The following is a 17,907-nucleotide window of genomic DNA, read 5'->3' as shown; positions in this document are numbered from 1 at the left end:
CCGCTATGCAAAATCAACTTCGCTTCGTGCTCGCGCTGGCTTTTGCTGGCCTAGGTGCGCTGGCTACCTCGGCCGCGCAGGCACAGTTTCAGGCACAAACCCAGGCCCAGCCCAAGGTAAAGCCCATCGGCGCCATTGTAGCCTCCGATAACCAAGGCAAACCCAGCCCTGCTGCCACCGCCACCGGCAAAGCAGGCAGCGCTAACGTTGCCATCAAATACAGTAGCCCAGCCGTTAAGGGCCGCCGAATTTGGGGCGAACTAGTGCCCTACAACCAAGTGTGGCGCGCCGGCGCCAACGAGGCCACCACCGTCAGCTTCGACAAGTCCGTAACCGTGGAAGGCAAACAGCTGCCCGCTGGCACATACGCGTTCTTCGTAATCCCGACGGAGCAAGCCTGGACCGTTATTTTCAACAAGCACGCCAAGCAATGGGGCGCTTTCGACTACGACGACCGGCACGATGCGCTGCGTGTAACGGTAACGCCGCGCAAGGCCGCCATGATGGAGCGCCTTACCTACACCGTAACCAGCCCCGGCGTGGTGCTGCGCTGGGAAAACATGGAGCTGCCTATTGCGGTGAGGTAGAAAGTACCCCTTTGGATGCGCAAGGCCCCGCTGCAGGGTAGCAGCGGGGCCTTGCGCATTCGGGGGCCTGTAACACCTAGGTCAGTTCGGCTGGCAGAGCAAATGTGCCATCGGGTGCGGGTGCAAAGGGCAGCGTGCGCCGCACGGCACCTAGGGGTATGGCCCCAAACACGTGTGCGAAAAACTGACCGCGGCTTTCGGCCCACTCCCGCTTTACGGGCACGCCGGCGGCACCTAGGGTTGCCTCGTCGAGTTCGAGCAGCACTATATCGGTGCGGCCTGGGTAGTAGCGGTTGGCCGTATCGAGGAGTTGGTGCCGCTCGGAGGTGTGAATGAAACCCTCGGCCTGTAGATCGGCGCTGGCGAAAAAGCCCGTTTGCTGGGCCCGCTGCCAATCGGGTAGTTCGGCTACGCGGTAAAGCATCATACCGTTGTCAGTTACTAATGGTCAGTTGCTAGGGCTAAGGTAAGCCGATGTAAAACGCAGAAGCCAGTTGCTCGCCTCACGGCAGACAACTGGCAACTCGTAACTGACAACTGAAAATTTAAGCTTTCCAGAGCTCGTGCTGCTGGCCTTTGCTGGTGTTGAGCACCAAGCGCGTGGGGCTGGGCATCAGCACCAGGCGCACCTTGCCGGGGTACTTCTCCGAGTCGATCCAGACGCCGTCTTCGGCGGTGGGCTCGGGGCCGTTGGGCAGGTAGGCAGTGGGCAGCAGCACATCGGTATCGGAGCCTAGCTCGCCGTGTACTTTTTCCAGGGCGGCTTCTAAGAACTCGCCGTACTCCTCGTTGAAGTCGTCTTCGAGGTCGTGGAGTTCTTCCTCTACGTCGTCGTAGCGGGCGTCGCTGTAGGCGAGTTGGTGCAATTCGTGCTTTTTCTTCAGCAGAGCCGCAAGGGCTTTATCAAGGGCGTTGGTATCCATAGGCGAAAAATGACGGCGGCGCGGGCGCGCGGCTGCATTGGCAAATTTGTGAAAGATTCAAGAAAACAGCGGCCTCGGGCACAAATTACCCCGAAACAGTATTTTTACGAAAGTATTCCCGACATCCGATAAACCACCCGAACCCTGCTCCTGCGTATGGAAACGATGACTCCGGCCGCCGCGGCCACTCCCGCTACCGCTGATTTCTTACCCCTAAACGGCACCGACTACATTGAGTTTTACGTGGGCAACGCCAAGCAGTCGGCCTACTTCTACCAAGCAGCGTTTGGGTTTGAGCTGGTGGCCTACGCCGGCCCCGAAACGGGCGTGCGCGACCGGGCTTCGTACGTGCTGCAGCAAAACAAAATCCGGCTGGTGCTCACCACCTCGCTGCTGCCCGACTCCGATATTACCAAGCATGTAGCCAAGCACGGCGACGGCGTGAAGGTGATGGCCCTTTGGGTTGACGACGCGCGCAAGTCGTTCGAGGAAACCACCAAGCGCGGTGCCAAGCCGGCCTTCGAGCCGTACACCATTTCCGACGCCAACGGCGAGGTTACGCTGTCGGGCATTTACACCTACGGCGAAACCATCCACACCTTTGTGGAGCGCTCCAAGTACAACGGCGTGTTTCTGCCCGGCTTTGTGGCGCGCAAAAGCAACATTCCGCAGGGCAACCCGGTGGGTTTGCAGTACGTCGACCACTGCGTGGGCAACGTGGGCTGGGGCCAGATGAACCAGTGGGTGAAGTTTTACGAAGACGTAATGGGCTTCAAGTTGCTCATCACCTTCGACGACGAGGACATTTCGACCGAGTACTCGGCCCTGATGTCGAAGGTGGTGTCGAACGGCAACGGCTTCGTGAAATTCCCCATCAACGAGCCCGCCGAAGGCAAGAAAAAGTCGCAGATCGAGGAATACCTCGACTTTTACCACGATGCCGGCGTGCAGCACATGGCGCTGATTACGCACGACATCCGCACGACTGTAACGGAACTGCGCCGCCGCGGCGTCGACTTCCTGACGGTGCCCGACACCTACTACGACGACCTGCTGGAGCGCGTGGGCCATATCGACGAAGACCTGCAATCGATTAAAGAGCTGAACCTGCTCGTCGACCGCGACGAGGAAGGCTACCTGCTGCAAATCTTCACGAAGCCCGTAGAAGACCGCCCCACCGTATTCTACGAAATCATCCAGCGCAAAGGCGCCAAGAGCTTCGGCAAGGGCAACTTCAAAGCGTTGTTCGAAGCCATTGAGCGCGAGCAGGCGCTGCGCGGCAACTTGTAATCCTAGCAGTTTAGCTCGCTGCAACAAAAAAGCCCAGGCCCTAGGTGGCCTGGGCTTTTTTGTTGCAGGCCAGGCAGTTTGCCTTATCAATGCATGACTACAGACGCACGGCTGCTTTAACGTTGCCAGCCACCAGGCAAGCGGGTGTGGGCGGAGCACCTAGGGCCAGCGGCTCTTGGCTTGGGCGGGTTGTAATATCAGTTGATCATAGACTTTGCTTCTGCGCAGCTTCCGGTTTGGGTTTTTCGAAGCGAAATGGCACTCAGCCGAAAATAGTTGGTAAAATTCCTTCTACAACCTTGCTATTGTGCAACTTAACTCAAGAATATCATAAGCCATTAGCGAACAATATAAAATGAGTTTAGTATCATTAACCACTTCAATAAATACCACTCCACCGCTCTATGAAAACAATTCTCCGTACCACTCTTGCTATTGCGCTGGCTTGCGGCCTTAGCGTTGGCGCCTTTGCGCAGCAAGGCGGCCACAGCCTAGGGTTCAGCAGCAGCGCATCCTCCAAAGTAACCGTGCCGCTGCTCGTGCCCAACGACTTTCTTTCGTTGGAGGCGTGGGTATATTTTAACGGCAGCTCGTACAGCAACGGCACCGGCCGCCATACAATCATGGAGTTCGGCGATGACACGCCTTGGTTTGGCGTGAACAGCCAGGGCCAGCTCGAGCTCTACAACATTGCCGCGGGCGGGCGCGTGCCAATGCGCGCCTGGACGCACGTGGCCTACACCTGGAACCTTTCCGTGGGCACCCTGTACATCAACGGCGTTCAGGTGGCCACCTCCAACCAGCCCCCCTGGACGCTGCCTACCGCCAACGTATTGGGCATTGGCCACAACACCGGCGACACGGGCTGGCAAGGCTACATCGACGAAGTGATGGTGTGGAACGACGGGCGCACCGCCAGCCAGGTAATGTCGGACATGCAAAGCGGCGTAACCACCCCGCAGGCGCGGCTGTTAGCCTACTACAAGTTTGAGAACGTTACGGGCCAAACTCTGGCCAACCAAGTAACTGGCGGCCCTGCCGGCACCCTAGGTTCGACGAACGCCGTGGAGGCCAACGACCCCACCGTAGTAACCTCGGTGATTACCGGCACGCGCAAAACCGGGGAGGTAGCCCAGGCCCAGCTGCAACCCAGCTACCCCAACCCCTTCCGCAACGAAACCAACATCACTTTTACGCTGGAGCGCGCCACACCCGTGCGTCTCACGGTGCTCGATGTAACAGGCCGCGTAGTGGCCACGCTCCTCGACGAAAAGCGCGCTGCGGGCACATACACAGTGCCCTTCCGCGGCTCGTTGCGCAGCGGCCTGTACCGCTACCAGCTTACCACCGAGGGTCAAACGGTGTCGCGTACCATGCTGGTACAGTAACCCCTGCCACAACCCAACAAGCTACAACGGCGCCGGAGCTACCTGCTCGGGCGCCGTTGGTGTTGTTACCAGGCTAGTTCACCTAGGGCTGAGTTTATTGGTTACAGATCTGGCTCGGCGCTTTTTCGTCGGTGCGCAGTTGCTCTGTGGTGAATTGGCCGGCAGGATTGCTTTGCTGGGCGGGTGCTTGGGCAAAGGCCACGGCGAACGGCAGAGCTACAAGCAAAACCAGCAGCATAAACATGAGCAGGCTAATTAGGCGATGAACGGTTTTCATAGCGGGTAAGGAAAAGGAGCTGAACGGCGGCTGAGTGCAGTTGAGCCAGCCGACTGCGGAGTTGCTGGCTTTCACTGCCGCAAGTGCGCAAAAATTGGGCGCAGTTCAATCGCATGATAATGTGAGCTTTACCCTGACCAAGCTTCGCTGTATTCAAACTTCCTTTTTCTTTGACGTACAAACGCCACCCGAACCTTCGCATTTATGCCCCTCTCTTCCGACATCCAGCAAAAAATCAGCACCTGGCTTAGCGGCAACTACGACGACGACACCAAGGCCGAAATTCGCCGCCTGCAAGCGGCCGGCGACGACGAAGCCCTGAGCGACGCCTTTTACCGCGACCTGGAGTTTGGCACCGGCGGCTTGCGCGGCGTAATGGGCGTGGGCTCGAACCGCATGAACCGCTACACTTTGGGCATGGCCACGCAGGGCTTGTGCAACTACCTGTTGCAGCAGTTTCCCGGCGAAGAAATTAAGGTGGCCATTGCCCACGACTCGCGCCTGAACTCGCGCACCTTCGCCGAAACCGCGGCCGGCATTTTCTCGGCCAACGGCATTACGGTGTACCTGTTCGAGGCGCTGCGCCCCACTCCTGAGCTGTCGTTTGCCATTCGGCACCTAGGCTGTCACAGCGGCTGCGTGGTTACGGCCTCGCACAACCCCAAGGAGTACAACGGCTACAAAGTGTACTGGAACGACGGCGCCCAGGTAGTGGCTCCGCACGACAAAAACATCATCCGCGAGGTAAACGCCATCCACTCCGTGGACGAGGTGAAGTTCGCGGCCGATTCGTCGCGCATTCACATCATCGGCGAAGCGCTTGACAATGCCTACCTAGGCGAGGTGGCCAAGCTCAGCATCAACCCCGATGCCATTAAGCGCCAGCACGACCTCAAAATCGTGTACACACCGCTGCACGGCACGGGCATTACCATGGTGCCCAAGGCGCTGCAGCGTTTCGGCTTCGACAACATTCACATTGTGCAGGAGCAAGCCACGCCCGATGGCAACTTCCCGACGGTAAAGTCGCCGAACCCCGAGGAGAAAGTAGCCATGCAAATGGCCCTCGACCAGGCCAAGCAGCTCGACGCCGACATCGTAATTGCCACCGACCCCGACGCCGACCGCGTGGGTATCGGCGTGAAGAACACGCAGGGCGAATGGGTGCTCGTGAACGGCAACCAAACCGCTGCGCTGCTCACGCACTATCTCGTGTCGGCCCGCCAGCAAGCCGGCAAGCTCGATAAGGAGAAGGACTACATCGTGTACACCATTGTAACGAGCGACGTGCTCGGCGACGTGGCGAAGCACTACGGCATCCGCTCCTACCAAACGCTCACGGGCTTCAAGTACATCGCCGGCATCATCCGCGACCTTGAAGCCAAGAACGAAGGCCACTACTACATCGGCGGCGGCGAAGAAAGCTACGGTTTCATGATTGGCGACTTTGTGCGCGACAAAGATGCCGTTTCGGCTTGCTGCCTGATTGCCGAAATGGCTGCCGTGGCCAAAGACCAAGGCCGCACGCTGTACGAGGAAATGGTGCAGATGTACCGCACCTACGGCCTGTACAAGGAAGACCTGATTTCGCTGACCAAAAAGGGCCAGCGCGGCGCCGAGGAAATCCAGGAAATGATGGCCCAGCTGCGCCAGAACCCGCCGGCTTCCCTAGGTGGCTCGCCCGTGGTGCAGCTGCTCGACTACCAGCAGCAAGTTGCCCGCGACTTGCGCACTGGCCAAGAGCAGCCCATCGAGCTAGAGCGCAGCAACGTGCTGCAATTCCTGACCGAAGACGGCTCGAAGGTGTCGGCCCGCCCCTCGGGCACCGAGCCCAAAATCAAGTTCTACTTCAGCCTGAAGCAGCCCCTCGGCAACGGTGCCGATTTCGAGCAAGCCCAGCAGCAGCTCGACGGTCGCATCCAGCAGATCATCCAGGAAATGCAGCTGCAGTAATGTTCGAATAGGACCTAGTGTCAGTCAAGACCTACACAACAAAGCCTGGGCAGTGCCCGGGCTTTGTTGTATTCTTGCTTTTTGCTTGAATCCGCCGCTCTATACCTCAACGCATGCTTCGACTTTACGCGCTGATTTTCATCCTTCAATTACCCCTTACAACTATAGCACAAGGCCTGCCTGGCTACGTACTCAAGCTGAGCGGCGACACCGTACGGGGTACCATTACCGAGCGCCGCGGCCGGGTGTACCTGCGCACAGCAAATGCAACTGCTCCCCAACTTGTTCGCCCAAGCCAAGTGAAGGCCTACGCCGTTGGGGCCAACGCGCCTATTAACAGCTCGGTGGTGCGCTTGGCCTCCGGCGCCGATTCGGTGTGGTTTGTGTTGCCGCAGCTGATCGGCCCCGCCAGCTTGTATACGGATGCCTCGCAGAGCGGTATGCTACTGCGCCCCGCCGCTAATGATACGCTTTATGAACTCAGCCCGGGTAATTGGCATGTGTTGTTCAACCGCTACCTAACGGGTTGCGCCACCTTAAAGCAAACCGATGCCCGCGTGCTGGAGCTGCCTTATTCGCTATTTAATGTGCAGCGGGCGCTAACGGAGTACAATACCTGCGTTGATAAAGCGTGGCGCCTGCGCCAGCCATCGGTTTCATCTGCCTGGCAGGAAGGTTTTGCCGTGCGAGCGACCGGGTTGTTCGGCTTGTTGGGCAACAAAGGCCAAACCAATTTGCTGCCGCAGGTTGGCTTTGAGTGGACGGGCCGGCGCGCCAGCGGATTATACGCCAGCCTGCAGCTTGATTACAGCCACCTGAAAGCTTACTCCGGCGTGACCAAGACAACCAACAACTCCAACGCCCCGGTGGAGCAGCGCGAGTACAGCCGGGCAGGCATGGCAGCGGCTACCACTGCTTTAGGTAAGCGCTGGGGGCAGCCCCAGCGAGTAGGCCTGCACGCAGGAGCGGGCATGGGCCTTTCGTTTATGGTTCATCAGTTCAACGAGGTGCAGCAGCGGCCGGCGGGCAGCACGGGGCCGTTTCGGGTGGCCGAAAGTTACCATGGCGGGCGTGGCGTTGCCGCGCACCTCGACCTGACCGCCGGCGTGCATGTGCCCCTAGGTGCCCGACGGGAGTTGCGCCTGCAGGGGTGGTACCGCAACTTGTTGCTGACGGGGCTGGGCTTCGCGGGGGTTCAGGTAGGCTACCACTGGCTGCGGTAAGCAACGCTTGAGTTAGGACCTAGGGTAAGCCGTTTACCTGATTTCTGACCGCTCTGCAGCTTTTCGTGCTTTGCTGCACTCTATCGTTTTTGTCCCGCGCAAACTTATGGCCGGGTTGGCACCGTTTGCCCTACAACCGCACCCCAATGCCCGGCCCGAACATAAAGAACGGTTTGCCGAGCGTCATCAGGTAGCCGCCGCCCAAATACAGCGGAAAGGTGAGCTTGGCATCGCGGCGCGTGGGGTACACCGACCCCAGCACCACCAACCCCAAATCGCGGCGCACGGAGGCGCTCGAGTTCAGGTTGAACGCGTTGAGGGCCACGAAGCCTGCGCCAATTTTGTACGGCCGCAAGCGGTTGATTTTTTCGGGGTGGTAAAAGCTGAATTGCGCGAGCGTGGCCAGCGAAATGCCGCCGAAATCGGTGTAGCTCGATTCGCCGGCGCGCTTGGTGAGCAGGCCGCCGGGGAAGCTTACATCGATATCGAACTTGAAGGTGCGCTTCAGCACCAGCTCCAGCACTTGCGTGGAGCCGGGCTCGGCGTACTGCCCGGATTGGTGCCTGATGGTAACAATAATGCGGCTCCAGTCGTCGAGGTCGTAGGTTTTGCGGCCCAGCAAGCTGTTAAGGCTCAGCGGGTCGGTGCGGCATTGCTTGTCCTGGTAGAAGGCCGCCCGCGGGGAGTTATCGCCGGGGCAAATAACCACGTTGTCCACGTTGCGGATTTCCACCAGCTCGCCTTTGCTGTTGAGCGTGCGAATCTCAAAGCTCAGGAATTGCTTGCCGTAGAGCGACTTGTCGGTATCGATGCCGTTGGTGTTGAAGTTGAACACCACGTCGCGGATGGTGTGGCCGTACAGCACCGGGCCGTTGAGGCGCGTAACGGGCCGCGACCCCTCGCCGTAGCTTACCGACACAAAATCGAGCGGGTGCGGGCGCTGAAACTCGCGCACGGTAAGCGCAAAGCCGGTGGGTTGGCCCGCGTTCAGGATCGTGCTCTTGCGCTTATCGAACGTTACGGGCACCTGCACGCGCAGCACCACGCGCGACTCGGTCCGGACCGAAGAGTCGGACAGAATTACCTGCAGGTCCTCGAGGTGGAAGCGGGCTTTCTGCAGCCCCTCGCCTTCCAGGCGCACGTCCACGGTTTCGCCGGGGCTCACGTTGAGCGACGACGTCCAGTCGCCGCCGCGGTGCAGCACTTGCACGCTGGTGACGGTGGTTTTGGGCGTAATGTCGAGGTTCGTGACGTACTGCGCTTGGTCGTTTTGCTTGATGTAGAGGTAGCCGTCGGTTTGGCGGTGCGTGTTGTAGGGGCGCAGGTAGCAGAGCACGCGGTCGTTGCTGAGGTACTGGCGCGTGTAAAGTTCCGCAATCAAGCTGCCGCCGGGCTCTTCCTGGTCCTCGAGACGGTAGGTGCGGCGCAGCTCAAACGAGCGGCCGTTATCCAAAATCAGCTCCACCCCACGGCGGCGGCTTAGCTCGTCGAGCGTAACGCTGCGCTTATCGGGCGAAAGAAAACGCAAGCGCGAGGCTTTCACGGTGAACTCCTGGCGCAGCAACGGCAACTGGTAGCTAAGCTTGCCGCCGCTGAGCAGCTGCGGCCGCTCGGTTTGCAGGCGCACACCTAGGGGTTTGCGGCCCAGCTGGTTGGGCAGCACGTGCAGGCGCAGGGTGCCGTTTTGCTCGCGCACCACGCGGTAGTCGAAATCCTCGCCGCGCACCCACTCGCCGGTGGCGCGCACGTTGCGTGGGTTCGAGCTGTTCAGCTCAAATACCTTCTCCTCGCCAACGTACAGCTCATCGTCGGTGCGGCGAATGGAAACTGAGGTGCGGGCCACAGGCAGCAAAGGCACCACGTCGCGCCAGCCTTCCTGGCCCGGCACGTCGGTGGGTTGCTCCACCACCAGCCGGATAAACTGGCTGCTGGTAAGGTCCTGAAATTTCAGGCGGGTGCGGTAGGTGCCGTCGGCTTCGAGCGTCAGCGAATCGAGCTGCTGAAAATCGGCGGAGCGGCGCAGGCGCAAGGGCTTTTGGCCAGGCAGCTTGCCTTCGGGCAGCAGGCGTAGCTCCACAGTTTCATCATCGCGCCGAAACCAGAAGAACAGCGTCGGCTCGCCCTGCACGTTGGCGGTGTGGCGGCTAAGCTGATACGCAGCCGTATCGGTGCGAATGATGACATCGCGCAGCAGCGAGCTTTGCGCTTTGGCAGTAGCCGGAATCAAGAATAGCAGCACCAGCAGGGCGCCGAGCAAACGGAAAGCAGAACAAAAACGCACGATGCAAACTCCAAACGCGGCCGATGCATCCGGCCCCGAGCTAAACGGGTGCAAAGTTCACGGCCTTGCGGCGTTGCTGCAATGAAATGTTCCTGAAAAAGTGAAAAGCAGCCGTTTGCCAGGCTGTCCTTGCGAGTAGGGACGACGAAGCAATCAGTTCTGGGCACAACCGCTCACCCAGCACCAAGCGAAATGCACCTAGGGCCGTAGCGCGGACTTTGCAGTCCGCGTCCCACGATAGTAATTTCTATTTCCGGACCTAGGGCGTCCTGTGTAGCGCGGGCTTTAGCCCGCGTTTGCCAGAACGAAATCGGCCGCACGTATTCGCTCGATGCCAATCGTTCACGCCGACGCGGACTGAAGTCCGCGCTACACGCGCCGCACCCCTAGGTCCGAAAACAAAACTTACTATCCGGGGACGCAGACTACAAAGTCCATGCTACACCGCGCTACGTGGTTTCGGTTGCTACTAGGTGAGCGGTTGTGCCCAGCCAAGGACCGATTGCTTCGTCGTCCCTCCTCGCAATGACAGCTTGGGAAACGGTTACTGCTTTTCCTTTCTGATGGTGAGAATAAACAGCACCATCAACCAAAACGCCGTACCGCCCAGGCCCCACCACGTTACGGCGGGCAAGCCGCGGAAGTAGGGCATTTGGCCCGCAGGGTAATTGCCGAGCAACGACAAGCCCGAGAACAGCAGAAACGCCACCGCCAGCAGCGTGATAATGGTGCGCGACACCAGCCTTTCGGCCGTGCTCAGCAGCGGGGCGTAGCCCGACAGCTGCGCTTGCACGCGCAAATCGCCTTTGGAAAGCTTGCGCACAATTTGGCGCAAATCGGTGGGCAACGTGTACATGAGCGCCAGCAGCTGCTGCCCGGTGTACTGCAGCTCGGCGCCGATGTTGCTCATGGAGTACTGCTCCATAATCAGCCGGCGGCCGTAGGGGCGCACAAACTCAAAGGTGTTGAAGACCGGGTGCAGCACCTTGCCAATGCCTTCTAGGATTACCAAGGCCCTCAGAATCAGAAACACCGAGCCGGGCACCTGCAGCTTGTAGCGGTAAATGACGCCCTGCAGGCGCTCCGCGAGGGCGCTCATGCTCATTTCCTTCACATCGAGCCCCGTAAAGTCGTCGATGAGTTGCTGCAGCTCGGCCTCGAAGCTGCGCATATCGCGGATATCCGAGGTAAGGGCCAACCGCCGGAAGTTGAGCGCCATGCCGCGGGCATCCTGCTGGCCCATGCTAATAAACACGCCTGCAAACGCGTACTTCTGCTGCTTGGTAAGGCGCCCCACCATGCCAAAGTCGATGAGCACGATGCTGCCATCGGGGCGCACGAGCACGTTGCCGGGGTGCGGATCGGCGTGGAAAATACCGAACTCGAAAATCTGCGTCAGGTAGATGTCCATGCCGGTTTCGGCCACCGCGGCGGGGTCGAGGTTCCAGCGCAGCAGTTGGTCTTTGTCGGTGATTTTGCAACCGCTCACAAACTCAATCACGAGCACGCGAGCGGTGCTGAGGCTGCGGTGCGGCTCGGGCACGTAAAACGTGTGGTACTCGGCATAAAGCTTGCGAAACTGCTCCATGGCCCGCGCCTCCGAGGTGTAGTCGAGCTCCTGCATCATGCTGCGCTCGAAGGCCTCCACAATATCCTGCGGGTTGCTGATGCCCTGCCGGCGCAAGTAGCCGCTCGTTAGGCGCACCAGTTCGCGCAGTAAGCTCAGGTCGGTGGTGATTTTGTCGCGGGCGTCGGGGCGCTGCACCTTCACCACTACTTCGGCGCCATCAATCAGGCGGGCGCGGTGCACCTGCCCAATGGAGGCCGAACCCAGGGGCACATCGTCGAACTCGCTGAATACCTCCTCGATGGGGCGGCCAAGCTCCTGCGCCACAATTTGGCGGGCCACGGCGCTGTCGAAGGGCGGTACGCTGCTTTGCAGTTTGGCAAACTCATCAACCAACGGCTGGGGCAGCAAATCGGCGCGGTTGCTGAGCACCTGCGCGAGCTTGATAAACGTGGGCCCCAACTCCTCGATAACCATGCGCACCCGCTCCCAGCGCGACATCTCGAACACCGATTGGTTGCCGTGGTGCCAGCTGCGACGCTGCCGCTCGGGCACCAGCCGGCGCAAGGCCGTGGTGGTTACGGCGTCTTCGAAGCCATAACGCAGCAGCACTTCCACCACTTGGCGGATGCGACCGAGGTTGGTTATCGTGTTTTTGAACATTGTCGGCAAAATCGGAAAAAATCGGGCGCCGCCTAGGGCCCCTAACACAAAACAAAACCCCGCCGACCTAGGGCCAGCGGGGCTGTGCAAGTGCCATTACAAGCTTATGCGTTGTCGGTGGCGGTGCTGCCTGTAGCAGCTGCACTGCTCGATTTTTTGGCCGCGCTGCTCTTGCTACCACCCGAGGCAGCTTTTTTGGCGGGGGCGGCGGCCGTAGTGCTGTCGGCTTTCTTGGCAGTGGTGCTCTTGGTTTTGCTGGCCGAAGCGGTACCTGCGGGTTTGGTGGCGCTGCTGCTGGCTTTGCTGCCGGGGCCTTTTACGGCTTTCTTCAGCTCCTCCACGTCGGCGTTCGAGGCTACGCCCATGCCTTTCATCACGCGCTTGGCAATGCTGTTGATCTGGGTTTCGAACTCCTTGCGCTTGGTGTCGGTGTTTTTCTGCAGCTCGTTGAGGATTTTCTGCCCCTCCGTTTGCGAGAGTTTGTTTTCCTGCACCAGTTGGTTAATCGTGTCCTGCACCCGGTCGTTGGTGCGCGAAACAAACCCAACGCCAGCGTAGATGAACTTCTTAAACAGGTCTTCCATGACTTGAGAAATGGTTGAGGTTGACTAAAACCGGCGCGGCTGGTGAGGCAAACCCAAAGTAGTATGCATGCCGACTACCCGTAACAAACCTACGAAAAGGTAAATATTCGCGGATGATTGAGCACCAATTTTTTGCATGATTTTTCTCAACCATTAGCTCGGGCATTCGGCACTAGTTAGGCAGCTGCGCGGGCTACTGCCCGTATGGGTTTTGGGCGCTTTGCCCCTAGGTGTTTTTGCGCCAGCAACTGCTCGGCAGCGGCTTGGGCGCGCCACACGCCTTGCACAAAATCCCCGGCTTGCTGCAGGGCTTGTTTGGCCTCGGGTACGGTGCGCCAAAACAAATGCCACCAGTGCACCAGCCCCTCGAATGTTTGCAGCGTTACGGGTACGCCAGCCGTGCGGGCTTTGGTGGCCAAGGCCAGGGTATCGGGGTACAGCAGCTCGCCATCCGATACCTGCAGCAACAGCGGGGGCAAGTCGTGCAGCTCGGCAAACAGGGGCGAGAGCATGGGGTGCGTAAGCGGGGTGCTGCCGGCGTACTGCTGGCCCCAGGCTTTGATTTCGAGCGCCTCTACCAGCTTGGCTTCGTCGGGTAGTTTTTCAGCGGTAAAAGCGGCGCTGCCCGGTATGGCTAGGTCGCTCCAGGGCGAAAGGCACAAGGCAGCTGCCGGCTGCGGCAAACCGGCTTTGCGCAGGTACAGCATCAGGGCCAGCACCAGGCCGCCGCCGGCCGAGTCGCCAGCCAAAACCACATCTTGCGGCCGGTAGCCTTGGCCCAGAAGCCAATGCCAAGCCGCGGCGGCATCGTGCAAAGCAGCCGGAAACGGGTGTTCGGGCGCCTTGCGGTAATCGGCCGATAGCGCGCGCAGGCCGCACTGCTGCGCCAGCGCGCCTATAAAGCCGCGGTGGGTGTTGAGGGAGCCCATTACGTAGGCGCCCCCGTGCAAATACAACAGCACACGGCGGCGGTCGGCGCCGTCGGGTTCAATCCATTCGGCTACTACGCCGGTGCTGCCCGTGTCGGCCCGTTCGAAGTGCACGTTCCAGGGCATAAACTGCAGCAGCGTGCTTAGCTCGAGCCCCAGGCGCAGCGTATTTAGGGTAGGCCGCCGGCGGGCAATGGGCCCGGCTGCTGCCGAAAGCAACGTTTTAACCAGCTGGTGCTGAAAGGAAGGCATGGTGGGAAATGGCAGGTGATAGGCGCGGTGCGGGCAGCGCAGGCAAGCCAACGGTGGCGGCCTGTACTTGGAAAGCTTAACTAGCTATTACTTAACTCGAAACAGCGCCTCTACAATAAAGACTAACCGTTAGCCTGAGTACGCAACCGGCGCGAGTTGAGTTGAAAATATAGGGCTTTTGCGAGGTATTGTACTCTCCCGATTTCTTAGAAATTTTCTACTAGCTACTCCCCCGCACTTAGGCACCGCTGCTACCGTTGGCCGGGCAGCTTCTGGCCGATGCGGTTTTTGTAGTATCCCCGGATAGCAATGGGTATCCAGCCCAGGATTGGTATAAAGAAATTGATAACAAACGGATTGCGCCACAGCAGCCGCAGGGTAGTACCAAAACCGGTAAGCCGCAAGCGGAAATGCTTGCGCCCTTTCTGGGAATATTGCCTTTCAAACTCATGGAACAGCATGGGCCAGAACGGCGGCAAGAAAAACGGGAAGTAGCGCCAATTTTGCTTGATGCGCTGCCACAACTCGCCCCAACGGTAGGGCTGCTGCCCGTAGCGCGCCACGGCGGTGTCGAGCTCTTGCTGCATTTGCTTTTGTACCCGCTCGGTTAGCTCCACAAAGTCTTCGCGCGTGAGCTCCTCGAAGGGTTTGTCAACCCAATCGGCGGGGCGCATGCGGCTGCCTAGCACAAAGGTGAGCTTGGCCGGGAAAGCCATGTAGAACATCCAGGGTTGCAGGATGATGCCAACCAGCAGCAGCGTAACGGGCAGAAACGGAATACCGATTTTCTTGCTCAGGTTGTTGAGCCAATCCCAGCTATAGGCGCCCGGGTTTAGGTACTCGCCATTCACGGTGGAAAACAGCACCAGATCGGTGTTGTGCTGAATGCTGAGGCGCACGATGCTGCTGGCCAGGCGCTGCAGCTGGTACTTACGGTTGAACCCCTTGCCGATGCCGGGCACCCCTTCGGGGTACAGCATCAGGTTGTGGTCGTTGTAGTACATCATCGTCTCGAAGTTCAGCGTGGTGGCATCCACGCAGCCGGCCCGCTTCCAGAAGTTGCGGAGCAGAAAGGGGTTCATCAGGGCCGATTGGCTGAGCAGCGGCGCCGACAACGGCCGGGGCAAATCGGACTTGCGGGCCAAGCGGCGGTACAGGTGCGAAAGGGCCACGATGGCGTCCCAGGGGAAAGCCATGCCCGAGTGGTTGGAGCAGAAAATAAGCGGCCGGTGCGGGTTGTTGCGCTCGGGGTAGTGCTCCTCGAAACCCACCAGCTCCGAGCGAAACCACACCCGATCGAGCAGTTGCAGGATGTTCTCGTCGAGGGCGCGAACAAAGTCGGGGTCGTAGTAATCGTAATAAATGTGCTGGTTGGCCCGAATGGCGGCCGAGCCGGGCGGCTGAGCGGAGGCGGCAGAAACGGTGGCCGATGACATCGGGGCGGGAGCACTACGAAGCTGGTGGAAGCCCCCAGCCGTGGCCACGGGGGTGAAGCCAAGATACGCGTTTGGCCGGTTCGTGGCCATGGCGCCTCAAATCTGCCGCTTCAGCACGATGCGCGCCGGGTAGATTTCGCCGTCGGGGCGGCGCAGAAACAGAATCAGCTCGCGCCCGTCGGCCGAGTGCAGCAGGCGGCTTAGCTGCGTAAGCGAAAACGATTCGGCCGGAGCCAGGTTCAGCGACAATATTTCGTCGCGCGGCTTGATTTTGGCCCGATCGGCAGGCGAACCGGGCTCTACGCGCTGCACCACGTAGCGGCGGTACTGCGGCCCGGTGGCCAGCAGCTCCAGCCCGCACATATCGTGCTCAAACGGGTCGCGGTACAAGGCGTTGGGTTTCAGCCACAGCTTGTTGTGCGGGTAATCGATAACTACGTTGAAGCGCTTGAGTAGCTCGAACCCGATGTTGCCGTTGCGCGGCACCTGCACTTTTGCCTGCACGGCTTTGTCGTCGGGAAACGAGGTGATGAGCGACCGGACGTAGTAGCGACCCAACCGCATGCCCTGCACGCGGCCCAAATAGCCGTGCACATCGCCGCTGAGGCCGCGCCCTAGGTGGGTGCGCAGGCGCTCGGGCGGCAGGGTAAGGCGGGCGTCGGAGCTGGTTTCGATGGACAGCGCGTGGCCGGCGCCGGTGTCCAAAATCAGCTTGAGCGGCATGCGCACCGAGTCGTTGAGGGCCACCTCGGTGTGGATGTACGACTTGTCGCCTTCGATGTCGAGCGGCAGGTGGGCCCAGCGGCGGCCGCGCGGCGCCCGAAATCGGATGGGGTCGTGCAGCATGAGGATTTGCTCCTCGGCATCTACTTCCACCACAAAACTGCGGAACACATCGGCCCCCAAAATGCCGTGAATGGGCTGCCCCACGTAGCTCGACAGGTCGAAGATATCGTCGGAGAGCAGCAGGAAAGATATGCAGGGCGAAGAAGCTTTGTCGCCGAGTTGCACGCGTACGCTATCGGTCTGGAACGCGACGAGCGGTGCCTCCTCGCCTACCCCGGCCACCAAAAAGCGCTGCCCGAGGCGCAGGCCCAGCGAATCGCGCAGGCCAGGATCGGTGATGAGCGAAGTGCCCACGCCCGTATCAAGCATAAAGTAGTAGGGGCCGCGGCCGTTGAGCGTTACGGGCACCACAATCAGGTTGCGCTGCAGCGTAAAGGGCAGTCGGCTTTTGGCGCTTTTGCTGTGCGCGAGCTTGTAGAGCACCGACTGCGCCAGGCCCGCCCTAGGTGCGCCGGCACCCATCGCCAGCCCTACCGCAAACGCCAGCACCCACAGCCGCACGCGGCCAAGCAACGGACAACGACACGGGCTTGACGAGGCCATGGGGGCTGGTGAATTGGGGCGTAATAAGATACGAAAATTTCAGCCCCGCAACCACCGCTTTTATCCCAACTGCTCCCAGTGGCCCAACGGGGTGTAGTGCAAATACCCACCGGCCACCTGCAGCGGGCTGCCCACGTTGTTGTGGTAGAGCTGCCCGGTGCCCAAGCCTTGCGCAAAATCGCCCACGGGGTACTGGGCCGTGTACTGGCTAATGGCATTCAGGCCCACGTTCGACTCCAAGGCTGAGGTCATCCACCAGCCGATGTTGCGCTGGGTGGCTTCGGCAATCCATTGGCCCGCAGCAGCCAGGCCGCCCAGCAGCGTGGGTTTCAGTACCACGTAGGCGGGCTGCACTTGCTCGAGCAACGCGCGCTGCTGCCCTAGGTCGGTGAGGCCGATGAGTTCTTCGTCGAGGGCAATGGGCACGGGCGAGGTGCGGCACAGCGCGGCCAAGGCTGGCCACTGCCCGGCTTTGATAGGCTGCTCGATAGAGTGCAATTGAAATTCGGACAATTGCTCGAGCTTGCGTTGGGCATCGGGCAAGGCAAACGCCCCGTTGGCATCCACGCGCAGCACCAGCTCGGCGGGGCTGGCTACCTCGCGGATGCTGCGCAGCAAGGTTAGCTCCGTGTCGAAGTCGATGCCGCCGATTTTCATTTTAAGGCAGCGGTAGCCCTCGGCCAGTTTCTTCCGAATCTGCTCCTGCATAAACGCGGCGTCGCCCATCCACACCAAGCCGTTGATGGGCAGGCCGGCCTCGCCGCGGCTAAATGCGTTGTCGAACAACTGGTGGCGGCCGCCGCGTTGGTAATCGAGCAGCGCCGTTTCGAGGCCGAAGCGCAAGGCGGGCCACTCAGGCTCCACAAATTGCTGCCAGTTGGCAGGTGCCTCCGCAAGCCCTAGGTCGTTGAACTCCTGGCACAGGCGCTGCAACCGGGCCTCGAAATCGGGTCGGTGGTCGGGGCTGAGGCCGGCCAGCGGAGCCGCTTCGCCAATGCCTTCCGCGCCCGAATCATCATCCGAGAGGTGCAGGTACCAGGCTACGTGCTCGGTAAGCGCGCCGCGCGAGGTGCGGGCCGGAAAGTTAAAGCGCAACGCGCGGCACGAGTATCGGAGACGCAAAGCCATGGAAGCGGGCATGTGTGGGTGGCATCAAAAGTAGGGT

Annotated in this window: 15 protein-coding genes; 5 read left to right on the top strand and 10 right to left on the bottom strand. The window is 60.2% G+C overall.

The window, feature by feature from the left end; genetic code table 11:
• Positions 1–5 precede the first annotated feature (5 nt).
• Entirely contained in the window at positions 6–587 is a 582-nt protein-coding gene (locus D3Y59_RS01965; protein WP_119446282.1) for a DUF2911 domain-containing protein, read from the top strand.
• Between the two features lie 76 nt (positions 588–663).
• On the opposite strand, the gene D3Y59_RS01960 is transcribed toward D3Y59_RS01965, so the two are convergent.
• Positions 664–1,014 carry a DUF952 domain-containing protein gene (locus D3Y59_RS01960; RefSeq protein ID WP_119443511.1) on the bottom strand — a complete coding sequence of 117 codons (351 nt, stop codon included), beginning with the start codon at positions 1,012–1,014 and terminating at the stop codon, positions 664–666.
• A gap of 118 nt (positions 1,015–1,132) precedes the next feature.
• Positions 1,133–1,510, bottom strand: a complete 378-nt coding sequence (locus D3Y59_RS01955) for a hypothetical protein (RefSeq protein WP_119443510.1) — start codon at positions 1,508–1,510, stop codon at positions 1,133–1,135.
• A gap of 156 nt (positions 1,511–1,666) precedes the next feature.
• Here D3Y59_RS01955 and hppD point away from each other — a divergent pair, with 156 nt between their 5' ends.
• Positions 1,667–2,800: a 4-hydroxyphenylpyruvate dioxygenase gene (gene hppD / locus D3Y59_RS01950; protein ID WP_205590863.1), complete on the top strand. Its 1,134-nt coding sequence runs from the start codon at positions 1,667–1,669 to the stop codon at positions 2,798–2,800.
• A 404-nt stretch (positions 2,801–3,204) separates the two neighbouring features.
• Complete coding sequence (locus D3Y59_RS01945; RefSeq protein WP_119443508.1) at positions 3,205–4,188, top strand: LamG-like jellyroll fold domain-containing protein; 984 nt, start codon at positions 3,205–3,207, stop codon at positions 4,186–4,188.
• Between the two features lie 94 nt (positions 4,189–4,282).
• On the opposite strand, the gene D3Y59_RS01940 is transcribed toward D3Y59_RS01945, so the two are convergent.
• On the bottom strand, positions 4,283–4,465 hold the full coding sequence (locus D3Y59_RS01940) for a hypothetical protein (protein ID WP_119443507.1): 183 nt from the start codon (positions 4,463–4,465) through the stop codon (positions 4,283–4,285).
• Positions 4,466–4,669: 204 nt separating this feature from the next.
• On the opposite strand from D3Y59_RS01940, the gene D3Y59_RS01935 reads away from it, so the two are divergent.
• Positions 4,670–6,418 (top strand): phospho-sugar mutase, encoded by a 1,749-nt coding sequence (locus D3Y59_RS01935; RefSeq protein ID WP_119443506.1) that lies wholly within the window; start codon positions 4,670–4,672, stop codon positions 6,416–6,418.
• A gap of 113 nt (positions 6,419–6,531) precedes the next feature.
• On the top strand, positions 6,532–7,641 hold the full coding sequence (locus D3Y59_RS01930; protein WP_119443505.1) for a hypothetical protein: 1,110 nt from the start codon (positions 6,532–6,534) through the stop codon (positions 7,639–7,641).
• Between the two features lie 130 nt (positions 7,642–7,771).
• Here D3Y59_RS01930 and D3Y59_RS01925 read toward each other — a convergent pair whose 3' ends face one another.
• The 7 genes from D3Y59_RS01925 to D3Y59_RS01895 form a co-directional block, all read right to left on the bottom strand.
• Positions 7,772–9,922 carry a hypothetical protein gene (locus tag D3Y59_RS01925; protein ID WP_162910479.1) on the bottom strand — a complete coding sequence of 717 codons (2,151 nt, stop codon included), beginning with the start codon at positions 9,920–9,922 and terminating at the stop codon, positions 7,772–7,774.
• A gap of 544 nt (positions 9,923–10,466) precedes the next feature.
• The gene (locus tag D3Y59_RS01920) at positions 10,467–12,152 is read right to left on the bottom strand and encodes an ABC1 kinase family protein (protein ID WP_119443503.1); all 1,686 of its coding nucleotides are present in this window, start codon (positions 12,150–12,152) and stop codon (positions 10,467–10,469) included.
• Between the two features lie 104 nt (positions 12,153–12,256).
• Complete coding sequence (locus D3Y59_RS01915; RefSeq protein ID WP_119443502.1) at positions 12,257–12,736, bottom strand: phasin family protein; 480 nt, start codon at positions 12,734–12,736, stop codon at positions 12,257–12,259.
• A 176-nt stretch (positions 12,737–12,912) separates the two neighbouring features.
• Entirely contained in the window at positions 12,913–13,917 is a 1,005-nt protein-coding gene (locus tag D3Y59_RS01910; RefSeq protein WP_162910478.1) for an alpha/beta hydrolase, read from the bottom strand.
• Between the two features lie 251 nt (positions 13,918–14,168).
• Complete coding sequence (locus D3Y59_RS01905) at positions 14,169–15,353, bottom strand: lysophospholipid acyltransferase family protein (protein ID WP_119443500.1); 1,185 nt, start codon at positions 15,351–15,353, stop codon at positions 14,169–14,171.
• Positions 15,354–15,449: 96 nt separating this feature from the next.
• Positions 15,450–16,700 carry an aspartyl protease family protein gene (locus D3Y59_RS01900; RefSeq protein WP_162910477.1) on the bottom strand — a complete coding sequence of 417 codons (1,251 nt, stop codon included), beginning with the start codon at positions 16,698–16,700 and terminating at the stop codon, positions 15,450–15,452.
• 102 nt (positions 16,701–16,802) lie between these two features.
• Positions 16,803–17,870 (bottom strand): o-succinylbenzoate synthase, encoded by a 1,068-nt coding sequence (locus tag D3Y59_RS01895; protein ID WP_119446281.1) that lies wholly within the window; start codon positions 17,868–17,870, stop codon positions 16,803–16,805.
• Positions 17,871–17,907: the final 37 nt, after the last annotated feature.

Origin of the sequence: Hymenobacter oligotrophus (genome assembly GCF_003574965.1) — a bacterium.
GTDB classification, from domain to species: Bacteria; Bacteroidota; Bacteroidia; order Cytophagales; family Hymenobacteraceae; genus Solirubrum; species Solirubrum oligotrophum.
The sequence above is the reverse complement of the archived record's forward strand: the minus strand, read 5'-3'. Positions and strand labels throughout refer to the sequence as shown.

Coding starts and splice junctions, on each gene's coding strand:
- D3Y59_RS01965 (WP_119446282.1), top strand. CDS start 6: ATGCAAAATCAACTTCGCTTCGTGCTCGCGCTGGCTTTTGCTGGCCTA.
- D3Y59_RS01960 (WP_119443511.1), bottom strand. CDS start 1,014: ATGATGCTTTACCGCGTAGCCGAACTACCCGATTGGCAGCGGGCCCAG.
- D3Y59_RS01955 (WP_119443510.1), bottom strand. CDS start 1,510: ATGGATACCAACGCCCTTGATAAAGCCCTTGCGGCTCTGCTGAAGAAA.
- hppD (WP_205590863.1), top strand. CDS start 1,667: ATGGAAACGATGACTCCGGCCGCCGCGGCCACTCCCGCTACCGCTGAT.
- D3Y59_RS01945 (WP_119443508.1), top strand. CDS start 3,205: ATGAAAACAATTCTCCGTACCACTCTTGCTATTGCGCTGGCTTGCGGC.
- D3Y59_RS01940 (WP_119443507.1), bottom strand. CDS start 4,465: ATGAAAACCGTTCATCGCCTAATTAGCCTGCTCATGTTTATGCTGCTG.
- D3Y59_RS01935 (WP_119443506.1), top strand. CDS start 4,670: ATGCCCCTCTCTTCCGACATCCAGCAAAAAATCAGCACCTGGCTTAGC.
- D3Y59_RS01930 (WP_119443505.1), top strand. CDS start 6,532: ATGCTTCGACTTTACGCGCTGATTTTCATCCTTCAATTACCCCTTACA.
- D3Y59_RS01920 (WP_119443503.1), bottom strand. CDS start 12,152: ATGTTCAAAAACACGATAACCAACCTCGGTCGCATCCGCCAAGTGGTG.
- D3Y59_RS01915 (WP_119443502.1), bottom strand. CDS start 12,736: ATGGAAGACCTGTTTAAGAAGTTCATCTACGCTGGCGTTGGGTTTGTT.
- D3Y59_RS01910 (WP_162910478.1), bottom strand. CDS start 13,917: ATGCCTTCCTTTCAGCACCAGCTGGTTAAAACGTTGCTTTCGGCAGCA.
- D3Y59_RS01905 (WP_119443500.1), bottom strand. CDS start 15,353: ATGTCATCGGCCACCGTTTCTGCCGCCTCCGCTCAGCCGCCCGGCTCG.
- D3Y59_RS01895 (WP_119446281.1), bottom strand. CDS start 17,870: ATGGCTTTGCGTCTCCGATACTCGTGCCGCGCGTTGCGCTTTAACTTT.